Origin of the sequence: Evansella cellulosilytica DSM 2522, assembly GCF_000177235.2 — a bacterium.
Classification (GTDB): Bacteria; Bacillota; Bacilli; order Bacillales; family Salisediminibacteriaceae; genus Evansella; species Evansella cellulosilytica.
The window spans coordinates 4,408,950-4,431,150 of the sequence record NC_014829.1 but is presented as its reverse complement, the minus strand read 5'-3'; the positions used below and the strand labels follow the sequence as shown (position 1 = coordinate 4,431,150).

General features: G+C 40.2%; 19 protein-coding genes and 1 pseudogene. 17 read left to right on the top strand and 3 right to left on the bottom strand.

Annotation, left to right across the window (positions count from 1 at the left end):
- Positions 1-227: 227 nt before the first annotated feature.
- The 3 genes from BCELL_RS20280 to BCELL_RS20270 all read left to right on the top strand — a co-directional run bounded on the left by BCELL_RS20280 (position 228) and on the right by BCELL_RS20270 (position 3,380).
- Positions 228-1,835 carry a CTP synthase gene (locus BCELL_RS20280; protein ID WP_013490664.1) on the top strand — a complete coding sequence of 536 codons (1,608 nt, stop codon included), beginning with the start codon at positions 228-230 and terminating at the stop codon, positions 1,833-1,835.
- Positions 1,836-2,141: 306 nt separating this feature from the next.
- Entirely contained in the window at positions 2,142-2,696 is a 555-nt protein-coding gene (locus tag BCELL_RS20275) for a DUF6944 family repetitive protein (RefSeq protein ID WP_013490663.1), read from the top strand.
- Between the two features lie 180 nt (positions 2,697-2,876).
- Entirely contained in the window at positions 2,877-3,380 is a 504-nt protein-coding gene (locus tag BCELL_RS20270; RefSeq protein ID WP_013490662.1) for a hypothetical protein, read from the top strand.
- 563 nt (positions 3,381-3,943) lie between these two features.
- Here BCELL_RS20270 and BCELL_RS20265 read toward each other — a convergent pair.
- The gene (locus BCELL_RS20265) at positions 3,944-4,474 is read right to left on the bottom strand and encodes a DUF2529 family protein (protein ID WP_013490661.1); all 531 of its coding nucleotides are present in this window, start codon (positions 4,472-4,474) and stop codon (positions 3,944-3,946) included.
- Positions 4,475-4,596: 122 nt separating this feature from the next.
- On the opposite strand from BCELL_RS20265, the gene BCELL_RS20260 reads away from it, so the two are divergent.
- The 12 genes from BCELL_RS20260 to BCELL_RS20205 all read left to right on the top strand — a co-directional run bounded on the left by BCELL_RS20260 (position 4,597) and on the right by BCELL_RS20205 (position 16,014).
- Positions 4,597-5,115, top strand: a complete 519-nt coding sequence (locus tag BCELL_RS20260) for an RNA polymerase sigma factor (protein ID WP_013490660.1) — start codon at positions 4,597-4,599, stop codon at positions 5,113-5,115.
- Positions 5,099-6,679: a DUF4367 domain-containing protein gene (locus BCELL_RS20255; protein WP_013490659.1), complete on the top strand. Its 1,581-nt coding sequence runs from the start codon at positions 5,099-5,101 to the stop codon at positions 6,677-6,679. The genes BCELL_RS20260 and BCELL_RS20255 overlap by 17 nt, the downstream gene beginning before the upstream one ends.
- Positions 6,680-7,333: 654 nt before the next feature.
- The gene (locus tag BCELL_RS20245) at positions 7,334-7,711 is read left to right on the top strand and encodes a response regulator (RefSeq protein WP_013490658.1); all 378 of its coding nucleotides are present in this window, start codon (positions 7,334-7,336) and stop codon (positions 7,709-7,711) included.
- A gap of 262 nt (positions 7,712-7,973) precedes the next feature.
- Entirely contained in the window at positions 7,974-8,837 is an 864-nt protein-coding gene (locus BCELL_RS20240; RefSeq protein ID WP_013490657.1) for a class II fructose-bisphosphate aldolase, read from the top strand.
- 321 nt (positions 8,838-9,158) lie between these two features.
- A complete protein-coding gene (locus tag BCELL_RS20235; RefSeq protein ID WP_013490656.1) occupies positions 9,159-10,451 on the top strand; it encodes a UDP-N-acetylglucosamine 1-carboxyvinyltransferase in 1,293 nt (430 codons plus the stop codon).
- A gap of 432 nt (positions 10,452-10,883) precedes the next feature.
- A complete protein-coding gene (gene rho, locus BCELL_RS20230) occupies positions 10,884-12,158 on the top strand; it encodes a transcription termination factor Rho (RefSeq protein ID WP_041809232.1) in 1,275 nt (424 codons plus the stop codon).
- Positions 12,159-12,327: 169 nt separating this feature from the next.
- On the top strand, positions 12,328-12,573 hold the full coding sequence (locus BCELL_RS20225) for a type B 50S ribosomal protein L31 (RefSeq protein ID WP_013490654.1): 246 nt from the start codon (positions 12,328-12,330) through the stop codon (positions 12,571-12,573).
- Positions 12,574-12,987: 414 nt separating this feature from the next.
- Positions 12,988-13,611: a thymidine kinase gene (locus BCELL_RS20220; RefSeq protein WP_013490653.1), complete on the top strand. Its 624-nt coding sequence runs from the start codon at positions 12,988-12,990 to the stop codon at positions 13,609-13,611.
- Positions 13,612-13,984: 373 nt separating this feature from the next.
- Positions 13,985-14,125 (top strand): hypothetical protein, encoded by a 141-nt coding sequence (locus BCELL_RS22785; RefSeq protein WP_157184235.1) that lies wholly within the window; start codon positions 13,985-13,987, stop codon positions 14,123-14,125.
- The gene (locus BCELL_RS20215; RefSeq protein WP_041808455.1) at positions 14,118-14,906 is read left to right on the top strand and encodes a hypothetical protein; all 789 of its coding nucleotides are present in this window, start codon (positions 14,118-14,120) and stop codon (positions 14,904-14,906) included. The genes BCELL_RS22785 and BCELL_RS20215 overlap by 8 nt, the downstream gene beginning before the upstream one ends.
- Positions 14,906-15,370 (top strand): inorganic phosphate transporter, encoded by a 465-nt coding sequence (locus tag BCELL_RS20210; RefSeq protein WP_041808453.1) that lies wholly within the window; start codon positions 14,906-14,908, stop codon positions 15,368-15,370. Before BCELL_RS20215 ends, BCELL_RS20210 begins: the two co-directional genes overlap by 1 nt.
- A gap of 164 nt (positions 15,371-15,534) precedes the next feature.
- A complete protein-coding gene (locus BCELL_RS20205) occupies positions 15,535-16,014 on the top strand; it encodes a hypothetical protein (protein ID WP_013490652.1) in 480 nt (159 codons plus the stop codon).
- A 225-nt stretch (positions 16,015-16,239) separates the two neighbouring features.
- On the opposite strand, the gene BCELL_RS20200 is transcribed toward BCELL_RS20205, so the two are convergent.
- Positions 16,240-17,568: an FAD-dependent oxidoreductase gene (locus BCELL_RS20200; protein WP_013490651.1), complete on the bottom strand. Its 1,329-nt coding sequence runs from the start codon at positions 17,566-17,568 to the stop codon at positions 16,240-16,242.
- Positions 17,569-17,847: 279 nt separating this feature from the next.
- Between BCELL_RS20200 and prfA the strand changes: the two genes are divergently transcribed.
- Entirely contained in the window at positions 17,848-18,921 is a 1,074-nt protein-coding gene (gene prfA / locus BCELL_RS20195; protein ID WP_013490650.1) for a peptide chain release factor 1, read from the top strand.
- A 6-nt stretch (positions 18,922-18,927) separates the two neighbouring features.
- The gene (gene prmC / locus BCELL_RS20190; protein ID WP_013490649.1) at positions 18,928-19,800 is read left to right on the top strand and encodes a peptide chain release factor N(5)-glutamine methyltransferase; all 873 of its coding nucleotides are present in this window, start codon (positions 18,928-18,930) and stop codon (positions 19,798-19,800) included.
- A gap of 763 nt (positions 19,801-20,563) precedes the next feature.
- Here the strand turns inward: prmC and BCELL_RS20185 are convergent.
- Positions 20,564-21,747: pseudogene (locus BCELL_RS20185) on the bottom strand (IS256 family transposase).
- Between the last annotated feature and the right edge of the window lie 454 nt (positions 21,748-22,201).

Sequence of the window (22,201 nt, the reverse complement as noted above, 5' to 3'; positions counted from 1 at the left end):
TTACAAAATATTAACAACAGTCCCCCTCTTATATTGGGGTGGTGTCTGTTGTTTTTTTATTTTATGTACGAAATACAAAAATGTCTCCAAACGGAAAAACTTTTTTATAGTGGACATAACAATGCATGAAATAGGAATTTTAATTCCACTATACAAAAGAGTATAAAATTATAGTTGAACTTTTTTATTTTTTTATATTGAAAAATTGATAAAGCGAGGGAACTAACATGGCAACGAAGTATATTTTCGTAACAGGTGGTGTCGTATCCTCTTTAGGAAAAGGGATCACGGCAGCTTCATTAGGGCGATTGTTAAAAAACAGAGGATTAACAGTTACGATTCAAAAGTTTGATCCATATATTAACGTGGATCCAGGTACGATGAGTCCGTATCAACATGGAGAAGTATTTGTTACGGATGATGGTGCTGAGACAGATTTAGACTTAGGGCACTATGAACGTTTCATTGATATCAATCTAGGCCAATTTAGTAACGTTACAACAGGAAAAATATATTCGTCTGTGTTGAAAAAGGAGCGCCGTGGTGATTACTTAGGCGGAACAGTACAAGTTATCCCTCACATTACGAATGAAATTAAAGATCGCGTATTCCGCGCGGCAAAGCATGGCAACCCTGATGTCGTTATTACTGAAATCGGTGGTACTGTTGGTGATATTGAAAGTTTGCCATTTCTTGAAGCTATTCGCCAAATTAAAAGTGATGTAGGTGCGGGCAATGTCATGTACATACATTGTACTTTAATTCCTTATTTAGCGGCGGCAGGTGAAATGAAATCGAAGCCGACACAGCATAGTGTAAAAGAGCTTCGTAGCTTAGGTATTCAGCCTAATGTCATCGTTGTTCGTACAGAGCGACCAGTGCCAGAAGACATGAAGGATAAAATTGCTCTTTTCTGTGATATTGAAAAAGAGGCAGTAATTGAAGCGCGAGACGCTGAAACTTTATACGAAGTGCCGTTAGAATTACAAAAACAGCACCTCGATGATTACGTATGTAAGTTTTTAAGCTTAACTTGCCAAGATGCAGACATGACAGAATGGAATGGACTTGTGCATAAAGTCAAAAACCTTTCTGGTAAAGTAAAAATCGCGTTAGTTGGTAAATATGTAGCGCTTCAGGACGCTTATTTATCTGTAGCGGAAGCACTAAGACACGCCGGATATCATTTTGATTCAGATATAGAAATCGATTGGGTTCATTCAGAGGACGTAACGAAGGACAATGTAACAGAGCTTTTATCTGGTGCAGACGGAATATTAATTCCTGGTGGCTTCGGTGATCGTGGTATTGAAGGGAAAATCGCTGCAATCGAATATGCACGTGTAAATAAAGTACCAATGTTAGGGATTTGTCTAGGAATGCAGTTAGCATCGATCGAGTATGCACGTAATGTACTAGGCCTTGAAGGTGCAAACTCATCGGAGCTAAACCCAGAAACAAAATACCCTGTCATTGATTTGCTTCCAGAACAGAAGGATGTTGAGGATTTCGGTGGGACGCTTCGCCTTGGACTTTATCCGTGTAAACTTCAGGAAAATACAGCTGCATACAAAGCATATAAAGATGAGGTTGTTTATGAGCGACACCGTCACCGCTATGAATTTAATAATGAATACCGTGAGCAAATGGAAAAAGCAGGATTTGTATTTTCTGGGACAAGCCCAGACGGTCGCTTAGTAGAAATCGTGGAAATTAAAGACCACCCATTCTTTGTGGCGTCACAATTCCACCCAGAATTTGTTTCACGACCAACACGCCCACAACCTTTGTTCCGCGAATTCATTCGTGCAAGTGTTGAGGTACAAAGTAAGTAATAAAGAAGCTATTCAGTAGTACCATTTCTGTATAGAAAATATAAATACTGATAATAACTAGTCCAATTAATTTAGCTAATTGGGCTAGTTTTATTTTTATAAGTTGTTTTTGTAATAACTGAAAATAAGTTCTTATAAAAATAGGTTAATACATGCTGTTATCTCATTTTAGTAATTCTATTATTCAAATACATCATAGTCATGCAGGAAACTAGTGCATTTTCTGCGTTTTCAAGATACTTTCCTATACCTGTCCAATCGTTAAGAATATGATAATAACAATTAGACAGGTTAGGAGTGAGGAGGATGCCTGATGCAAGAGTAGTCGCCGGTAATTGGATAGATGCGGTTGGTACGATTATTTCTGCTATCGCGGAGGTTAGAGAGTTAGCTAATGTTAATGAAATGAACGATCTATTAGTAACGATAGGGGAAGGATTACAGGCAATTGGCGGGTCAATCGCTTCATTGACTGCGACAGATGATGATGAATTAGGGTTTAGTGGTAGCTGGATAGATAATGCAGGGGCTGCCACCTCCTCCATTGCAGCTTATTTACAACATATTGACGAAGAAAACGGAGATGACAATATTCTGTTAGAAAGTCTCGGGGATGGTTTGCAGTCACTGGGTTCTTTTATGAGTGCGATTTCAGACTATGAAGCTGGTGAAGATACTTATGCACTCGGGAACGCCATCCAAGGGATAGGTGCAGGCTTAGAATCGATCGCAGGTATATATGAATTAAGAGAATTAGAAGTAGCAGGACAGCCTATCGGAACAATAGGTGCGATATTACAGGCTATCGGGCAAAACCTTAATGCAGTAACTGTAACAAGGGAAGTGCTAGGACAAGATTAAAAAAACAACAAAAGAGGAAATCGATGCCACCTTTAACATGTATATTGTAGTCATCATAACAGTTGCGGACAATATGTGTTTTCAATGTAAAATCCCTCCCCACATACAATCTTCAGTTGTACTCTGTATCCTTTTATGACTTTTGGCGTCTAAACTTATAAAAGGAAAGAAGGGGTACGCTTGTTTAAATATGGAGTGATCTCTTTAATAGTTGTTTTATTTATAACGGGGTGTAGTCAAGGGAGTGCAGAAAGTCAAAGAGTCGATATAGCAAAACAATACTTAGAAGAAAAAGGTTACACAATGATAGAGCATATTATGACGGTAGAGCCCTTTATACTAACAGAAAGTGATTTATTGGAAACGTATCACATACAAATTTGGCAGCTACAAATGCTCGATGTAGAACAATATATTGGAAAAATGATTAATGGGGAAGTTTTTTTAATAAATAACCATCCTTTAGATCATTATGAGAATGGTACGATAAAAGGATTAGGATATACGCATGTCCATTTATTAATCGTTGATGACGTGGTAATCGGTGGGACCGCCAGTCCAGTTACAGAAGAAACGATATTCGGTGCCCCATACTCATTAGAGGGAAAAACATTCGAAGATCTCTATCCAAATGAAAATTGGAGAGAGTGGACGGACAAATGGATAGAAAAGTATACAAAATAAACGACAGCGATATATTTCTGACTAAAAAGGAAAAAGGAACGAAGAGGAGGGAGACTGAAAAAGTGATGTTCTTTGTGGCCACTGAAAAAGTAAAAATCATGATTGTATCGTGTATTAATATTCATAATCTATAATTTAAGAACGAATTGATGAGACTGGAGCAAGCGAGACTCCTGTGGGAAAAAGGCAGGGGTGAGACCCCACAGACCGCAGGTCGAGGAGGCTCACCAGCCGCCCACGGAAAGCGAGCTTGCGCAAGGATCATCAATTCACTATATACAGAGTAACTTATAATAATAACTGATAATTATAGAATAAGTACTTTTTCAGTGTCCATATGTTCTTTCACTTTTTCAGTCTCCCTAAGCAATGTGCGTAGCCGTCGCTATCGTTAAAAAGCCTGATAGGAGTGGGTTTCTCCTACCAGGCGAGCGACGAGCATAGCCATTGCAATACAAATAAAAGGGGCTAAAAAATTTGTTTTGTACTTTTTCAGTGCCCTCACCTCAACGAAGTGCGGTTCTCATTTCTTTTTAGGTTCAATTGCCCTACCACTTTCTTATCTATTCCTCAAATTCTTCCATAAACTCCATCGTAGTAAAGTACAAAGCATAATAGAAATGTAGCGCTACTAATAAATGTGGGACGCCAATACGGTCGCCAGATTCAGTAGGCATGAGCCCATGTGAAATGCTTGTTGAAAAGGAAACAGTGCATTGACTTGTCCAGTCGATCTGCATATCTCCATCATTTTCGGTTGTTTCAGAAAAGACACCAATCACATTTCCTCCAGCACCGCGAGCGTTGTCAGCCACTTTAGCAGCAGCTTTACTCCCTTTATTTGGTGAAAAAATAAGAACGGTATCTAATGGCGTAAACACACTCGTTTCGGAAGCCTCTAAACAGCCAGGTAAGCGGTCGACCCCATTCAGTGCTTGTGGAATGATTCCCACCATTTCCATGTCGCCAAATATATATACCTTTCCATCACTTATCATACTTTGGGCAATATAACGTGTCGCTTCCTCAAAAGATTCTTCATAGTCATCTATTTTCCTAATTAACCCTTGAAGCTGTGTTTGAAATATTTTCATCAATTATCTTACCTTTCATGTCGAATATGATATCGTTATTTTAACAAGTTTACCGTGCAAAAGAAAAAAATCGTTACGTTTTTTTAACCTGTTCGTCTAAGTAGGTAAGAAAGGAGGAAAATATGCCAATGGAAGAATTTGATGAGCTTTATTTTAAATACAGTGATCGCATTTATTCTTATATTCTACTGATGGTGGGGGACAAACAAATTGCAGAGGATTTAACACAAGAAACATTTGTTAAGATGTTTCGAAATCGCGAACAGTTTCAAGAACAATCACAGTTTTCAACGTGGTTAATTAGCATCGCACGGAACTGTACAATAGATTATTTGCGTAAACAAAAACCATTGTTTTTATGGCCATTTGATAGACTAACAAGTATTACCGCAAAAGATACAGTAGAGATGAAGGTGGAAAAAAACGAAGCGGTGGGAGAACTATACCGGCAAATCTCCATGCTAAAGCAGAAGTATAAAGAAGTGATCATTCTTAGAAAAATTCAGGAGTTATCGATTAAGGAGACTGCCGACATTTTAGGGTGGTCCGAGGGGAAAGTGAAAATGGTCACACATCGGGCTATGGAAAAACTTCGCCTGCATATGAAAGAGGAGGTGGATGTGCATGAGACAATTAGATGATCAACTAAAGGAGCTAAAAGAATTACCAAGGGAGGAATCTGCAAGAATGACATCCTATCATCAAGCGAAGGCACAATTGTATAAACGGGAAAAACCGGAACGCTCGCGCATGCTAGGAAAAAAGCTAGGGATTCCAATAGCATTCGTGTCTGTGTTATTTATTGGATTTATACTTAGCTATCAGTGGTTTGGAGATCATTGGTTCGGTACACCGTTACCTGCAGACGAACAAGAAGAAGTGTTTATTGAAAGTGACATTCGTGAAGCGCGTGTAGGGAATAACTTATGGGCAACCATTCATGGTGCGGACGGAAACGAAATCATCCAAGATTATATAGTCGTAGACGATACGGATACGTTAGCGAAACTAAAAGATGACTTGAACGGAAAAAGAGAAGCGGTTGAGGTTAATTCGTTCGACGGTTACGACGTGGAGCTTTTATTAGAAAGTGGCGATACACTTCGATTATCGTTTTCGAACGAAACGGAAGAAGGGGGCACTGTCGTAAATATTGTAGATGAAGGGACCCTCTACCAATATGATGAAGATTTAAACTACGTATTCATGGAGTATTTAGCTGGCCAATCGTACACAAACTACTATTCAAATATTGAAGAAGCGTTAGCTGAAATAGCACATGCATTACATCACCCTGGAGAGAGCCCAATGAATCTCACGGCAGAAACGATTGTTGTTATGGGAAATCGCGGAACAGGACGAGAAATCTTTCAAATAGATTACGTCGATGCAGCGGATGAAGTGGCTTTGACTTATGTCGCTCATCATTCAGATGAGGAACTGTTTACTATGGATCAAATGTTTGAGGATGAAATAGATGTCACGAAAACGGAATACAAGGATAGAACCTTTTATACAACAGAAATGAACGCATCCATTATTATGGAATGGCAAGACGGAAATGTCTATTATTCGCTAACCTCTGAATCACTCTCCATGGAAGAATTACTAGACATTACAGATATCATGTATGGGACAGAGGAAGAGGGTGAGGTCATAGAATCTGGAGATAGAGAAGAACAGCCAGAAACAAATATAGATCCGCTAGATAAATATGCTGTCTTTACAAACTATGACCTAGAGCACCAAAGCTACATGAGTGAAGCAAAAGACTTTTATTTTAGTGAAGCTTCAGATTATATTTTAGGATTTGGTCACCAAGCCCATGCAGTTATCCAATACAGACTGTATGAAGTAAACGATGACGGGACAAAAGTAACTGCTGTTCGAAGCACCTTTGACAGCGAACATGAGGTTGCCGCAGAGCAATTTGTAGCAGCGGAGGATTGGGAAGGTCTCATCACGTTTTTATTGGAAAACGGTGAAGCAATTGAAGAAGTATTTTTTGAGTATGACGAGAATCGCACTGAAGAAACGGTAACAGTAGATGGAGAAACGTTAAACTTGTACCCAGTACCGGTGAACGAAGACTTGACTTACTATTTTAAGGAAGGTCAAGGGCTTTGGATGGTAGTGAATGAAAATGAAGCAGCAAAAGAGCTATTTGGAGAAAACAATTACGCCTTGAGAAAAATAGAGGAGTAGGTTGACTTAGCTGGAGGAGGTCAGATGGGGAGTGTGCCATCTGACCTTGAGCAGAGAGGGAAGAGTGTGAAGGTAAGATGGGAAGCTGCCATCTGCCCTTGAGCAAGAAAACCGAAGTCTGAAGGTAAGATGAGCCCCCATCTCCCCTTGAGTCAAGAAAACCATAGCTGAAGGCCCAATGCGCAACACCGCCCACCGCCACGCACCCATGCGCAAGACTACTAAGCCAATCACATTACCAAAAACCCTAATTGCCCACCAACGGCACCAACCAATCACATCGTAGAATACCCTACTTGCATAATGCCCCAAATCCTCATCTAACCAGATTGCCATCAACTCCCTTCAAAAAGAAGTCGAACAAAGTAGTATGACTATTTTACAACTTTTCTGCTCCAAGGATGAATCATGTCGAAATTATCCCGTTTCCACGAACAAACATTGTAGATAAAGCGTGAATAATAGTGTTTTTCACGAAATAAATATAAAAAATTTCGACACGCTAAAAAAAGTGACGTAAAACCTACTATTCGACAAAAAAATATACTGATAAATTCCAAATTTCCTGTACAATGAGAGAAGGAAAAACATTTAGGAGATAGAATATTTATTTCGATAACAAAGAGCGTTTTTAATTACATAGGAGGTAGAGTCGTGAAAAAGAAGCTTTTAATTGTAGATGATCAATTTGGAATACGAGTCCTCTTAAACGAAGTTTTTGAAAAGGACGGCTATAAAACGATGCAAGCTTCAAATGGCAAACAAGCGCTAAAGATCGTTGAGGAAGAAGAGCCGGAGCTTATTCTACTAGACATGAAGATTCCAGGTATGGATGGACTAGAAATATTGAGAGAAATTAAAAAGATGGATGTAAAATCTGACGTAATTATGATGACTGCTTACGGGGAATTAGAAATGATTAATGAGGCGATGCAATTAGGCGCTTTAACGCATTTTGCAAAGCCATTTGACATTGATGAAGTTCGTGATGAAGTGAGAAAATACTTGGAAGCTCGCGAAAATGTGAAATAAAAATATAAAAATTGTCAACAGTTTTTAACAATTTCAAATGAAATTTTTTGCCGATATGCTATAATGGTTTAGTGAGTCAACCTAGTGAATGGCATGAGCTATGTCCTAATAAGGTTCATGGCTTTTTTCATGTCAAAACTACATATCAGTTTGAAGGATAATTTTTATTTCGTAAGAGAATATTATCAGTAGTACTGTTTGTACGTAAAGCCATTCGTTTTGGAAGACTAATTTAGCACGTGAATCAAAGGAGGATTATCGAATGCCTTTAGTATCAATGAAAGAAATGCTAGAAGATGCAAAAGCAGGTGGTTATGCAGTAGGTCAATTTAACTTAAACAATCTTGAGTTCACTCAAGCGATCCTACTAGCAGCAGAAGAAGAGCAATCTCCAGTTATCCTTGGGGTTTCCGAAGGTGCTGCTCGTTACATGGGTGGATTTTTAACAGTAGTTAGTATTGTTGAAGCATTAATGGCTGACTATGAAATTACTGTACCAGTTGCCATTCACTTAGACCATGGTTCAAGTTTTGAAAAGTGTGTGGAAGCTATTCATGCAGGATTCACATCCGTTATGATTGATGGATCTCACCATCCACTTGAAGAAAACATTGCACTTACGAAGCAAGTAGTTGCTGTTGCACATACACTTGGAGTTTCTGTTGAAGCAGAATTAGGTAGAATTGGTGGACAAGAAGATGATTTAGTAGTTGACGATGCAGATGCTGCATACGCAATTCCTTCTGAATGTGACCAGCTAGTTCGTGAAACTGGAGTAGATTGCTTTGCACCTGCTTTAGGTTCAGTACACGGTCCATATAAAGGAGAGCCAAACTTAGGCTTTGACCGTATGGAAGAAGTAGCAAACCTTACTGGAGTACCTCTAGTGCTTCACGGTGGTACTGGTATCCCAACGCATGATATCCAAAAAGCAATTTCTCTTGGAACTGCAAAAATCAATGTTAACACGGAGAATCAAATTTCTTCTGCGAAGCGTGTTCGTGAAGTGTTAGCTGAGAAGCCAAATGAATATGATCCACGTAAATACTTAGGGCCAGCTCGTGACGCGATTAAAGAAACAGTTATCGGGAAAATGAGAGAATTCGGTTCTTCTAATAAAGCATAATTAAATTTTAATTATGAAGTTGGTTGCACACCTCTATGGGTGTAACCAACTTTCATTTTTGTTTAGTCTGTCGAAAAATTCGGAAAACTAAAGAGTTTATTCTATAAAAACATAAGAAAAGCCCGAATAGCATGTCTAAAAAATTTTTCTCCGTATAAAATGGTAGATAAGAGTAGTTTTATGTTACCATTTTATAGAGAGTAAAATATGATAGAAGGGCAAAGAAGCCTTTTTTATAAAAAAATAGCTCTTCAAAACACAAACAAGTGTGATGAATAAAGAAATACGTGTCATGTGAAAGTGACAGAAGGGAAGTCGGTTATGGAAAAGCTATTGATCGAAGGTGGTTATCCATTAGAAGGAACAGTACAAATCAGTGGAGCAAAAAATAGTGCTGTTGCACTGATTCCAGCAGCTATTTTAGCAGATTCCCCGGTGACGATCGATAACCTCCCTAATATTTCAGATGTTGAAACGTTAGCAGAGTTGTTAGAAGAAATAGGTGGTAGCACGAAGCTTGAGGATGATACGCTTGTCATTCATCCTGAAAATATGTTTGCCATGCCACTTCCGAATGGACGGGTAAAAAAATTGCGCGCCTCTTATTATATGATGGGGGCTATGCTTGGTAAATTTAAAAAAGCTGTTATTGGATTACCTGGTGGTTGTAACCTTGGTCCAAGGCCCATTGATCAACATATAAAAGGTTTCGAAGCACTTGGTGCAAAAGTAACAAATGAACAAGGAGCTATATACCTCCAGGCAGACGAGCTTATTGGAGCAAGAATATACTTAGATGTTGTTAGTGTAGGAGCAACGATTAATATTATGCTTGCTGCAGTTCGAGCAAAAGGGAAAACAATTATTGAAAATGCTGCAAAAGAGCCTGAAATTATTGATGTTGCCACATTATTAACGAATATGGGAGCAAATATTAAAGGTGCGGGGACGAACGTTATTAGAATAACGGGTGTTGACGAGCTTCATGGTTGTAGGCACTCTATTATTCCTGACAGAATCGAAGCTGGTACATTTATGATATTGGCAGCAGCAATGGGACGATCCGTTCTCATTGACAATATTATTCCGGACCACGTAGAGTCATTAAGCGCTAAGCTTCGTGAAATGGGTGTCTTTATCGAAGAAGCAGATGACTCGGTATTTATACGTGCGCGTGAGGACAACGAATTAACGCCAATCGATGTAAAAACGCTTGTATATCCTGGGTTCGCAACAGACCTACAGCAACCATTTACGAGTCTATTAACGAAAGTACCTGGATCAAGTATGGTGACAGATACAATATATAATGCAAGATTTAAACATATTGATGAGCTTCGGAGAATGGGAGCGAACATTAAAGTGGAGGGCCGTTCAGCACTCGTGAATGGAGGAACGCCTCTACAAGGAGCAAAGGTGCGTGCCAGTGACCTTCGTGCAGGAGCTGCGCTTGTTGTCGCAGGATTAATGGCAAAAGGGATAACTGAGATCACAGGTGTCGAGCATATTGACAGAGGTTACGGGGGATTAGAAGAAAAGCTAAAAGGTTTAGGAGCAAAAATATGGCGTGAAAACCTAAATGAGAAGGAATTAGCCGAGCTAGAAAACATTTAACCATGGATGTCCTTCGATTCAGTAGGGCATTACCATAATAGAGCGAAGGCAAGATACACGAGGGGAAACACTTCTTCCCCTTGTGACTTTAAAACCTCTAACTACAATAATACTCCCTTTCTACACTTGAACATTTTAAGTTTTTATGCTTTGATTATATTAAAGTTATTTTGACTAACCTATTAAAGGAAAACATGTATTTTTGAAAATTGGAAATGATATTATTTTAACCTCATGTTGCTTCTCAGACTTCCATTTACCTTCAGATGGAGCTTTCCTTCAATCGATAATCAACATACACAAATGAATTCCATTCTCTTTATGAATGCTTTACGAGAAAAAAGAATGTGTTGTGAGATTTTTAAATTTAATTTGGAGATTGGGAACGTATACATATATGAAACAAAATTATATAAAGGTGTGATGATACGCATGGGCGTAACGCTAAAAGAACTAGAACAAATGAAATTAAAAGAACTATATCAAATGGCGAAGGAATTCAAAGTTTCTTATTATAGTCAATTAACAAAAAAAGAACTCATTTTTGCAATCATGAAAAAGCAGGCAGAAAAAGAAGAACTCATGTTTATGGAAGGGATACTAGAAGTCGTGCCTTCTGAAGGATTCGGTTTCCTACGCTCCAATACGTACAAGCCTAGCTCGCAAGACATCTATATTTCTGCATCACAGATTCGTCGTTTTGAGCTTAGAAATGGAGATACTGTTTCTGGGAAAGTAAGAAAGCCAAAGGAAAATGAGCGCTATTATGGACTACTACAAGTAGCGGCTGTAAACGGACAAGATCCTGAGCTTGCTAGAGAGCGTCCACACTTCCCGCAGCTAACACCACTTTATCCAGACAAAAAGATGACGTTAGAAAACGACCCTAAGAAAGTCGCATCACGTGTCATCGATATGGTGGCGCCAATTGGTTTTGGACAGCGTGGCTTAATTGTGGCACCTCCGAAAGCTGGTAAAACAATTCTTTTACAAGAGGTAGCAAACAGTATCGCTGAAAACCACCCTGATATTGAATTAATGGTGCTACTTATTGACGAACGTCCTGAGGAAGTAACAGACATGGAACGTTCCATTAAAGGGGAAGTAGTCAGCTCGACATTTGACGAAGTTCCAGAAAATCATATAAAAGTAGCAGAACTTGTCCTTGATCGCGCGATGCGTCTCGTAGAAGCGAAAAAAGACGTTGTTATCTTAATGGATAGTATTACTCGACTAGCACGTGCATACAACCTAGTGATTCCACCAAGTGGACGAACGCTATCTGGTGGTATTGACCCAGCGAGTTTCCATCGTCCGAAGCGTTTCTTCGGTGCGGCTAGAAACATTGAAGAAGGCGGCAGCTTAACAATCTTAGCAACGGCACTTGTCGAAACAGGTTCTCGAATGGACGATGTGATTTACGAGGAATTCAAAGGAACAGGGAACATGGAGGTTCACCTTGACCGTAAGCTTTCTGAGCGTCGTATATTCCCTGCAATTGATATTCGCCGTTCAAGCACACGTCGTGAGGAAATGCTGTTACCTAAGGAGCAAATCGAAAACCTTTGGGCTGTAAGAAAAACGATGAACGATCAGCCAGAATTTTTAGAGCGCTTCTTGAAAAAAGTTCGCCAAACGAAAACGAACGAAGAGTTCTTCAACTCGTTTGAACAAGAAAAGACCGGGAAAGTCCGCGTCAGAAACTAACTGGAATGAATTAACACCAGCTATTATTGAAAAAGCTTAAACAGCTAGTTGCAAATTAAATGCACACTTGATATAATTTCACAGTATGCAAAAATGTACGATGCAGGGCGTATGCTACTGCTCATTAAACTCTGTTTCGAAAGACTCAGGGCGGAAGGAGATGAAAAGAATGAAACCAGAAATCCATCCTAAACATCAAAAAGTTGTATTTAAGGATACTTCTACAGGTTTTATGTTCTTAAGTGGATCAACAAAGTACTCTAGTGAAACAATCGAGTGGGAAGATGGAAACACATATCCATTAATCACAGTCGAGGTTAGCTCTGACTCTCACCCATTCTACACTGGACGTCAAAAGTTCGCCGATGCTGGTGGACGTGTAGACCGCTTCAAGAAGAAATACAATATGAAGTAATAAAGTCAAACAGACAAGTATCTCACTTGTCTGTTTTTTTATGAATTATTAAGGGCTGCTATTTTTGCGTCAACCTGTAATAAGCGGAGCCTCCACAGCCAATTCTTAAACTATTCCAATTTTTCCGTGAAAAACAATAAGCGCTCGGAGAAAAAAATTTTCCCTTGATACGAGTTGTGTTTCCTCACTTTTTGGTGAAATAGGGGAAAATGTCCATTGTTCAGAATGGCCAATATGACTATAATAGAATATGTTGAACCGTTCAGTGTAATGGACGGTTTATCTATTTTATCGAACTATTTAAAGGACAAGCATATAAAAAAATGAGCTGATATGATCACTCGAATGCGTTAACTAAACGAAGCTAAAAGTACATAAATGCTTTTGCGAGAAGATTAGAATAGGGAGAGTAGTATGATGCATTTAACTAGGAGAGAAGGCTGGTTAGAAGTCGTTTGTGGAAGTATGTTTTCAGGGAAGTCAGAGGAGCTTATTCGCCGCGTTCGTCGAGCTTACTATGGTCGTCAAAAAGTACAAGTGTTCAAACCGGAAATTGATAATCGATACAGTGAAAAAGAAGTAGTGTCTCATAATGGGACGAAAGTGTATGCACTTCCTGTTAAAGGCGCAGCTATGATATTAGAACTGTTAGAAAAAGATACACAAGTAGTTGCCATTGATGAAGTACAATTTTTTGACTTAGGAGTTGTAGAAGTTGTCCAAGAGTTAGCTGATGAAGGAATTCGTGTCATTGTAGCAGGGTTGGATCAAGATTTTAGAGGAGAACCATTTGGCTGCATGCCGTCGCTACTTGCGTTAGCGGAAACTGTGACAAAGCTACAAGCGATATGTTTATCTTGTGGTTCGCCTGCAAGTCGTACGCAAAGACTCATTAACGGTGAACCGGCATCTTATGATGACCCGATTATTTTAGTCGGTGCATCTGAATCGTACGAGCCGCGATGCCGACATTGCCACGAAGTACCAGGCCACCCAGCTTTAAATAAAAAAGAATCAGCGCTAGTATCTAAAAACTAAAACTAAATAACGATAAGACGAGTATGAAGTTTTTTTGACTTCATGCTCTTTTTTAAAGACGATTTTCGCATAGATTGTTGTTTTTAAGTATATTTATATGCTTAGCTTACAGGCTAGAGGTAGTCGGTTGAAATTTAACAACGTGTAGTAGTGAGAGAACATTCACTACTACTTTAAAGACATGTGGCATCATTTCATCACCGCTTCTAAGAAAAGACTAAAAACGAGCTTCACCAAGCTTGTTTTTAGTCTTTTCTTATTGACATTTAATTTGTTGGGTAAAAGTTTGTTTTTGAGTGGCACATATTTTTCCATATTATAGTGAATCATATACTTAGTTTAGGGTTATAAAAATGTAGGCTTTGTTAGGGAAATGTTGATTAAAAAACAGTTGAAGCGCCCTGCAATCACGAAGGCGATGAAGCCTAGAAGCGCTCAATCCAGGCTTGGAAAACAGAAATCAACATTAACGTTTAACACTGCTAATAATACAAAGGAAAATAGAGATGAATAACTTTTATCCAACTAACAATCAGCGACGTTTTAAAGCGTACGTGAGTCCAATTGGGACAACACAATTGCACCTTCGTAACCCCTATGTTATTGCTTGGTGGTCTGCTGCATTTCCTGGATTTGGACACCTGCTATTATCTAAATATCTTCGCGGGTATGGATTATTCATATGGGAAATATTAGTGAACAATATGGCTAACTTAAATCACGCAATGGTATTATCCTTTACCGGGAATATTTCAATGGCAAAGGAAGTTCTTGAGCCGAGATGGATGCTATTATATATTCCTGTTTATATATTTGCTATTTGGGATAGCTATCGTACATCCGTTGATATGAACAAAGTATTTTTACTAGCAGAACGGGAAAATGCTGATTTTAACTCTTATACCATTGGAGCGTTTGAAATTAATTATCTAGATAAACGTAGGCCATTAATGGCGATCATCTGGTCCTTGTTTATGCCTGGTTTAGGTCAACTTTATATTCATCGAGTATTGACAGCTGTTTTCACTCTAGGATTTATGATCATTTTTGTCTATTATTCGAAAGTTCTTGTAGCTTTACATTTTCTATTTCTAGGCGACATTAGCGAAGCAACAAATGTGCTCGACCCCCAATGGTTTCTGTTTCTGCCATCCCACTTTGGCTTTGCTGTTTATGATTCATACGTAAATACGGTCGAAAATAATAAACTGTATGAAAGTGAACAACGGAAATTTTTACAACAGAATTTCCAAAAGCGTCGTGTCATGTTTCACGAGAAAGTGGAGGTGAAATAATGCAAATCTTCTCTACCTTTGAGCATTCCGCATATTTAGAGTTGGCTATTAGTGCGTTACAAAAAGTTGGTGTGAAAAAGGAACGTATATTAGCAGTTCCGCTTAATAGCAGAGTAGAGGAAAGACGACTATTTGATACGTTACATAGAGCAGATGGAGTTAGTTTATTTGATAAAGGTGCTGCAATAGCCACTGCTTTATCAGTTGTCGGTGCAAGCATTGGATTTGTACTTGAATGGGGTCCTATATATTGGGGACTAATTGGTGCAGGAGTTGGCTTTATTATAGGATTCACCATAGATTACATCATTTATAAAGTTATTCATAGGCGAAACAGAAAAGTGAGAGGGAAAAAATCTGAAGTTGTCATCGTTGTTGATTGTCCGAAAGAACTAGTGGAGAAAGTGGAAGAAGTGATGTGGGAGCACTTAGCATTAGGAGTGGCAAAAGTGGAAGGAGAATAGAATAAAAAAAGAGTATTTTTACAGACTACTACCTTAGCTGTAAGGAGCTAGGTAGTAGTTCTTCATAATGGAACGCTTTTCCTCAATTTAGCCGATATATTTCTTTTAAAACGTGTATTCCCTCTTATTCTTTAGGAAATGATACGTCATAGGAGGTGTTTGCGATGAAATATACCTTAATTGGAATGACTTTACTTCTATTTGTGATGACAGGATGTAATGAAAACTTAGATAATCCAGAGGTTGGGGGAATGAATACAGAGCCTGGCTCTTCCATGGTTAAAGATTGGGGAGAGAGCTTTTTTGGTCCTGGTCCTGCTAATTACGGTGCAATTGAAGAACACAATGCACCATCTGATCCAAATACGGAAACGAATACGACAGGAAAAAGCTACCGAGATCCTGTAAAAGCACACCAAACGGAAGAGGACGATCACGAAATGATTGAAAATATCGTTCACAATACGCCAGGAGTTACCCCAGGTATGGTAATGATTGTAGGGAGTAATGCTTGGGTGAACGTTTCATTCGAAGAACGGATAAATGGAAATGTAAGCAGTGAGCAAGTAAGAGAAATCGAAAGACAGCTTTACGAAGCGAACCCAAGATACAACTACAGAGTGATCGTAAACGATTTTAGGTAAAAAGAAATTCGTATCTATGAGAGAAAACTCAAAAGGTTCATTTTAGAGGGACTGGAAAAGGGTGATATAGACTTTTCCAGTCCCTCAATGCAATGAGCGTAGTCACGCAACGAACGAAGCCATTGCCATTGAAAATAAGGTTACTGAAAAAGTACTCTGTACTTTTCCAGTCCCCTTATCATTTCATCTATTGGTTCTCTCATTATCAAGCGGAGAGATGGATGACTAATACCTTCTGGCTGCTTGCTGCAATGGGTCCCATACACTGTTAAACGGTGGTGCATAGCTTAAATCAAGGTTTTCCATATCGGCAATTGTCATGTCGTGATAGAGCGCAGTTGCGGCAACGTCAATTCTTTTATCAACGCCTTTTTTCCCAATCGCTTGGACACCTAATAGCTTGTCTGTTGCACTGTCTCGAAGTAACTTAATGAGTATTTTTTCACTATCTGGATAGTAGCTAGCATGAGAGCGCGCTCGGAATTTTAGTGGTTCAGCGTGGATACGGAGCGCTTCAGCCTCTGCGACACTCAATCCCGTCCTCCCAACAGTTAAACGAAAAAATTTCATAATGGACGTGCCGACAACACCTTGGAACGTTGCAGTAACGCCAGCGATATTACTACCTGCAACACGTCCTTGCTTATTTGCATGTGTTCCGAGCGGAATATAATCATCGAGCTGCTTAATACGGTGAAACTGTGTCGCGCAATCACCAGCAGCATAAATGTTTTTCACGTTTGTTTCCATGTACGGATTCACAACAATGGCCCCAGAAGGATGAAGATGAATGCCAGCTTCTTTAGCGAACTGGGAGTTTGGCTTCACACCAACAGCGACAATGACCATATCAGTAGCATACTTCCCCTTATTCGTTACGACCTCTCTTACCCGTCCACTACCGTTAAAGTGTTTGACCGATTCTCCTAAAATGACCTCTACACCATGGCTCTCCGCCTCCTCTTGCAGCAACTCACTTAATTCTTCATCATACACCATACCCAACCGGTCAGCCTGATCGATAATACGCACTTTTTTACCGTGCTCCACTAAATTCTCAGCCACCTCAAGTCCGATGTAACCACCGCCGATGACGGTGACTGTTAGTACATCCTCCTTCATGTCCGTTAATATGTCATCAGCATCGGGGATAGTTTTCAAAACGTGAATCCCAGCTAAATCACGACCATCCCATGGCGGTATTATGGGAGACGCACCGGTCGCAATTAAGCATTTATCATAATGCTGCTCAAACGTATCTCCACTTTCTAAATCGGTGCCAATGACGAGCTGGTTAGTTGGATCAATACGAGTCACCTCGTGCAATATTCGTGCATCAATCCCGTATTTTTCTTCAAATGTATCGCGATGACGCGCAATTAATCGATCACGATCATCGATATGACCACCGATATAATACGGTAGCCCACATTGCGCGTAAGAATAAAATTCTCCTTTTTCGAAAACTGTGACAGAAGCATTTTCATCATTTCTCACAACCTGCATCGCAGCGCTCATGCCAGCAGCATCACCACCAATAATGACGACGTTCATGCAATTTCCCCCTTTAAGAAAACTAAATTAATGCTCTATTAACAATATCCCCAAATTCAGGAACGAAAAAACTTCAACGGCAAAACGTATATTTTTCACCGAACATAGAGTAAAATGACTAAAGTAACGACGTATAGAAAACGTGCATACAAAATGAGTAACGAATCACGATGAGAATGAGCCGACATGATTTTTCCAGAAAAAAAGAATTTTTACAAACGTGTCTCTCTATACTATAATGAGACAGATGAGCGTTTATTATAATGAGGTGAAGAAAACGTGTTTGACCGCCTAGAAGCAGTAGAAGAACGTTATGAGAGATTAAATGAATTATTAATGGATCCGGATGTCATTAGTGACACGAAGAAGCTCCGCGATTATTCGAAGGAGCAGTCGGATATAGAGGAAACGGTGCAAACGTTTCGCGAGTATAAGGAAATCAAAAAGCAGTATACCGATGCGAAAACGATGTTAAAAGAAGAAGATTTAGATGATGAAATGTATGAGATGGTAAAGATGGAGATGGATGAGCTCGAGGATCAAATCCCTCCGTTAGAAGAGAAGCTACGTGTACTTCTATTACCGAAGGATCCAAACGATGACAAAAACGTTATCGTGGAAATTCGTGGTGCCGCTGGTGGAGATGAAGCAGCGCTATTTGCTGGTGACCTTTACCGCATGTACTCTCGCTATGCGGAAGCGCAAGGCTGGAGACCAGAAGTTATCGAAGCGAGCGAAAATGATATCGGTGGCTACAAAGAGATCATTTTTATGATTAACGGAAAAGGCGCTTATTCTAAAATGAAATATGAAAACGGTGCACACCGCGTGCAACGTGTACCAACGACGGAATCCGGTGGACGTATCCATACGTCAACAGCAACCGTTGCTGTTTTACCTGAAGCAGAAGAAGTCGAAGTCGACATTAACGAAAAAGACATTCGAGTCGACACATTCGCATCGAGCGGGCCTGGGGGACAAAGCGTGAACACGACGATGTCAGCGGTTCGATTGACACACATCCCAACCGGTGTCGTAGTATCGTGTCAGGACGAAAAATCACAAATCAAGAACAAAGAAAAAGCGATGAAGGTGTTACGTGCTCGTATATACGACAAGTTTAGGAAGGAAGCCGAAGCAGAATACGCACAAAACCGTAAATCAGCTGTTGGAACAGGCGACCGCTCCGAGCGAATCCGAACGTACAACTTCCCACAAAGCCGTGTGACAGACCACCGCATTGGCTTAACACTGCAAAAGCTCGATCAAATTCTTGAAGGAAAACTCGACGAAATCACCGACGCACTAATCGTCGAAGAACAATCACGCATGATGGAAGAAGCGGGAGAGTAATTAACAATGGAAACAAATCACAAAGTATACGAGGCCCTCAAATGGGCTTCTTCTTTTTTAAACGAACACAATTACGAAGAAACAATCGCACAGCTCCTAATGCGCCATCACACCGGCTGGTCACGATCGCGCCTGTTCAGCGAAATGCAAACAACACTACCAGCACCTATTTGGACTCGTTTTGAAGCCGACGTCCGCCAAGCAGCAACCGGTACACCAGTACAGCACATCATCGGCCACGAACAATTTTACGGACGCGACTTCAAAGTAAACAGCAACGTCCTCATCCCACGCCCAGAAACAGAAGAACTGATTGAAGCCCTTCTGGGAAAAATCAAGTCACTGTTTTTGAACCGAGAACAGCCAATCCGGATTGTCGATGTTGGAACAGGCAGTGGCATTATCGCCATCACATTGGCCCTTGAGGTAGTTCATAGTCACGTCCATGCGGTCGACATTTCGCAAGCGGCACTCGACGTAGCGCGCTCTAATGCAACCGCACTCGGAGCGAAAGTCACCTTCCATGAAGGCGACCTATTAGAACCATTCCTGGCAGAGTCATCGGAATTTGATATTGTCATTTCCAACCCTCCGTACATTCCAGAGGGTGATCGTGCCATCATGAAGGAAAATGTGCTCGACCATGAACCAGCACTCGCACTATTCGCTGGCCAAGACGGTCTAACAATATACCGCAAGCTCATAAAACAAATCCCTTTTGTGCTGCACAAAAAAGGCTTGGTCGCCTTCGAAATCGGCCACGGTCAAGGCGAGAGCGTAAAAGCCCTCCTAGCAGCAGAATACCCAGCAGCTGACATAGCGGTTCTCAACGACATCAATGGAAAAGAACGAATAGTCATCGCAGTAATAGAAGGTTAGTGGTAGAAATCTGTGGGAAGTGCTGATAGGACAGATTGTAGCCTGTTCTCAGGGCAGATAGCCAGGAAGCTTTGAGATTGAAGTGCCGATAGAGCGGTTTTCAAGACAGATAGCGGTGAAGGTTGGGAGTCGAAGTGCCGATAGAGGAGTTCTCAAGACAGATAGCCATTGAAGAATCGAAGCCAAGTGTCGATAGGAGCGTTGTCAAGACATATAGCCTTTATGAATCAATAGCTAAGTGCTAGAGAGTGTTTGGACAAAAATTTCATAGCATTTTTACTCACTGAGCCCTTATTTGATGCCCGAAATTGTGCTCAATATGTACTGACGGTAATCATAGAGGTTGTATGCTGCCTGAGAGTGAGCCCAAAATGAGTTGACGGTAATCATAGCGTTTGTATGCTGCCCGAGAACGAGTCCAAAATGAGTTGACGGTAATCATAGCGCGTGTATGCTTCCCGAGAGAGAGCCCAAAATGAGTTGACGGTAACCATAGCTCGTGTATGCTTCCCGAGAACGAGTGCAAAATGAGATGAAGGTAATCATAGCTCGTGTATGCTTCCCGAGAGAGAGCCCAAAATGAGTTGAAGGTAATCATAGCGATTGTATGAGTCAAGTCCTTACTTATGTGTAAAAGTAAAATACAATGTTTTAACCTGTATATAATAAATTCTACCGAAGGTAGAATGGGTCTTTTAGGTTTTGAACTTTCAGGGGTTGCCCCCCGAGGGGGGCAAAAATTTTCCAATTAATTCTATATTTTTTATTTCACTTTTTCTTCCATGTTTAAAAAGACATTTCTGGCGTTCGCATATGTCTGGTCAATATCCATTAAAATCGCCCCTATTAATCTAGTAGCAGAGGCTAAATTAGGAAAAATTTTAATTGTTTTTCCCTTTTGCGAACTTCTTGGTTCAGTCGTTCAATACTGTTACTAGTACGTAAGCGAATATGGTGATGCGCAGGATACTGGTAGTATTGGGTTGTATCATCAAAAGCTTCATCTAATAGCGCCATGGCTGATTCATACTTTTTTTCTTCACCATAAGCATCTATCAGTTTATTTTTACGTTCTCTTGCCTGATCGAGCGTAGGGGCGTCAAAGATATCCTTGATTTGTGCCTTCATTTCTTTGGATCCTTTTTTAGGTAACAACCCTACCACATTGCGGGACAAATGAAAATAACAGCGTTGCCACGACGTTCCAGCAAAACTAGACCTGATTGAAGAAACAAGCCCAGCGTGGGCATCAGATATCACAAGCTGAGGTCTCTGAAGGCCTCTGGCCTTTAACTCGTCGAAGAACTCAGTCCACGTATCTTTGGATTCACCATTTGAAATTTTCATACCTAGTACTTCTCTCTTACCGGCAGAAGAGACACCAGTAGCGATGTGCAGCGCTTTGGAGACGACTCTATCGCCTTCTCTGACTTTGATATACATGGCATCGGCATAGACATAAGGGAAGTGTTGAGTATTTAATGGACTGTTCCGCCATTTCTCCACCACTGGATCCAACTCTTTCATCAGTTCAGAAACAAGAGATTTGGAGACTTTTTTCCCACAGAAGTGATGGACGACTTTCTGAACATTTCTCGTTGAAACTCCATTTACAACCATCTCAATCATAGCAATCATAAATGCCTGGTCAATACGCTCGTATTTCTTAAATACTGATGGACTGAATTCCCCATCTCGCGTTCTTGGAACATCTAATAGGAGCGTTCCAGCAGAAGTCATTAGTGAACGACTATATGAGCCATTTCGATAACCCTTACGTTCTGAAGAACGTTCATATGAATTAGCCTGTATATGTTCCTCCTGTTCTTTCTTCATGAGTTCATTAAGCGCTAATGTAGCTGAAGCTTTCACGGTAGCTTCAAGTGTACTTTCCTGAATTTTTTCTTTAAGATCTGCTAAATCTAATGTAAAATTGATTTGAGTCACTATCATTACCTCCCTGTTTGTTTTTTTGGTCGAAAACATTGTAACATGGGGTACTTGATAGTGGCCCTTTTCTTTTTACACAATTATATGGACTTAATCATTGTATGCTTCCCGAGAGAGAGTCCAAAATGAATTGAAGGTAATCATAGCGATTGTATGCTGCCCGAGAACGAGCCCAAAATGAGTTGAAGGTAATCATAGCGTTTGTATGCTTCCCGAGAACGAGCCCAAAATGAGTTGAAGGTAATCATAGCGATTGTATGCTGCCCGAGAACGAGTCCAAAATGAGTTGACGGTAATCATAGCGCGTGTATGCTTCCCGAGATCCAGTCCAAAATGAGATGAAGGTAATCATAGCGATTGTATGCTTACCGAGAACGAGCCCAAAATGAGTTGACGGTAATCATAGCGCGTGTATGCTTCCCGAGAGAGAGCCCAAAAAGAGTTGAAGGTA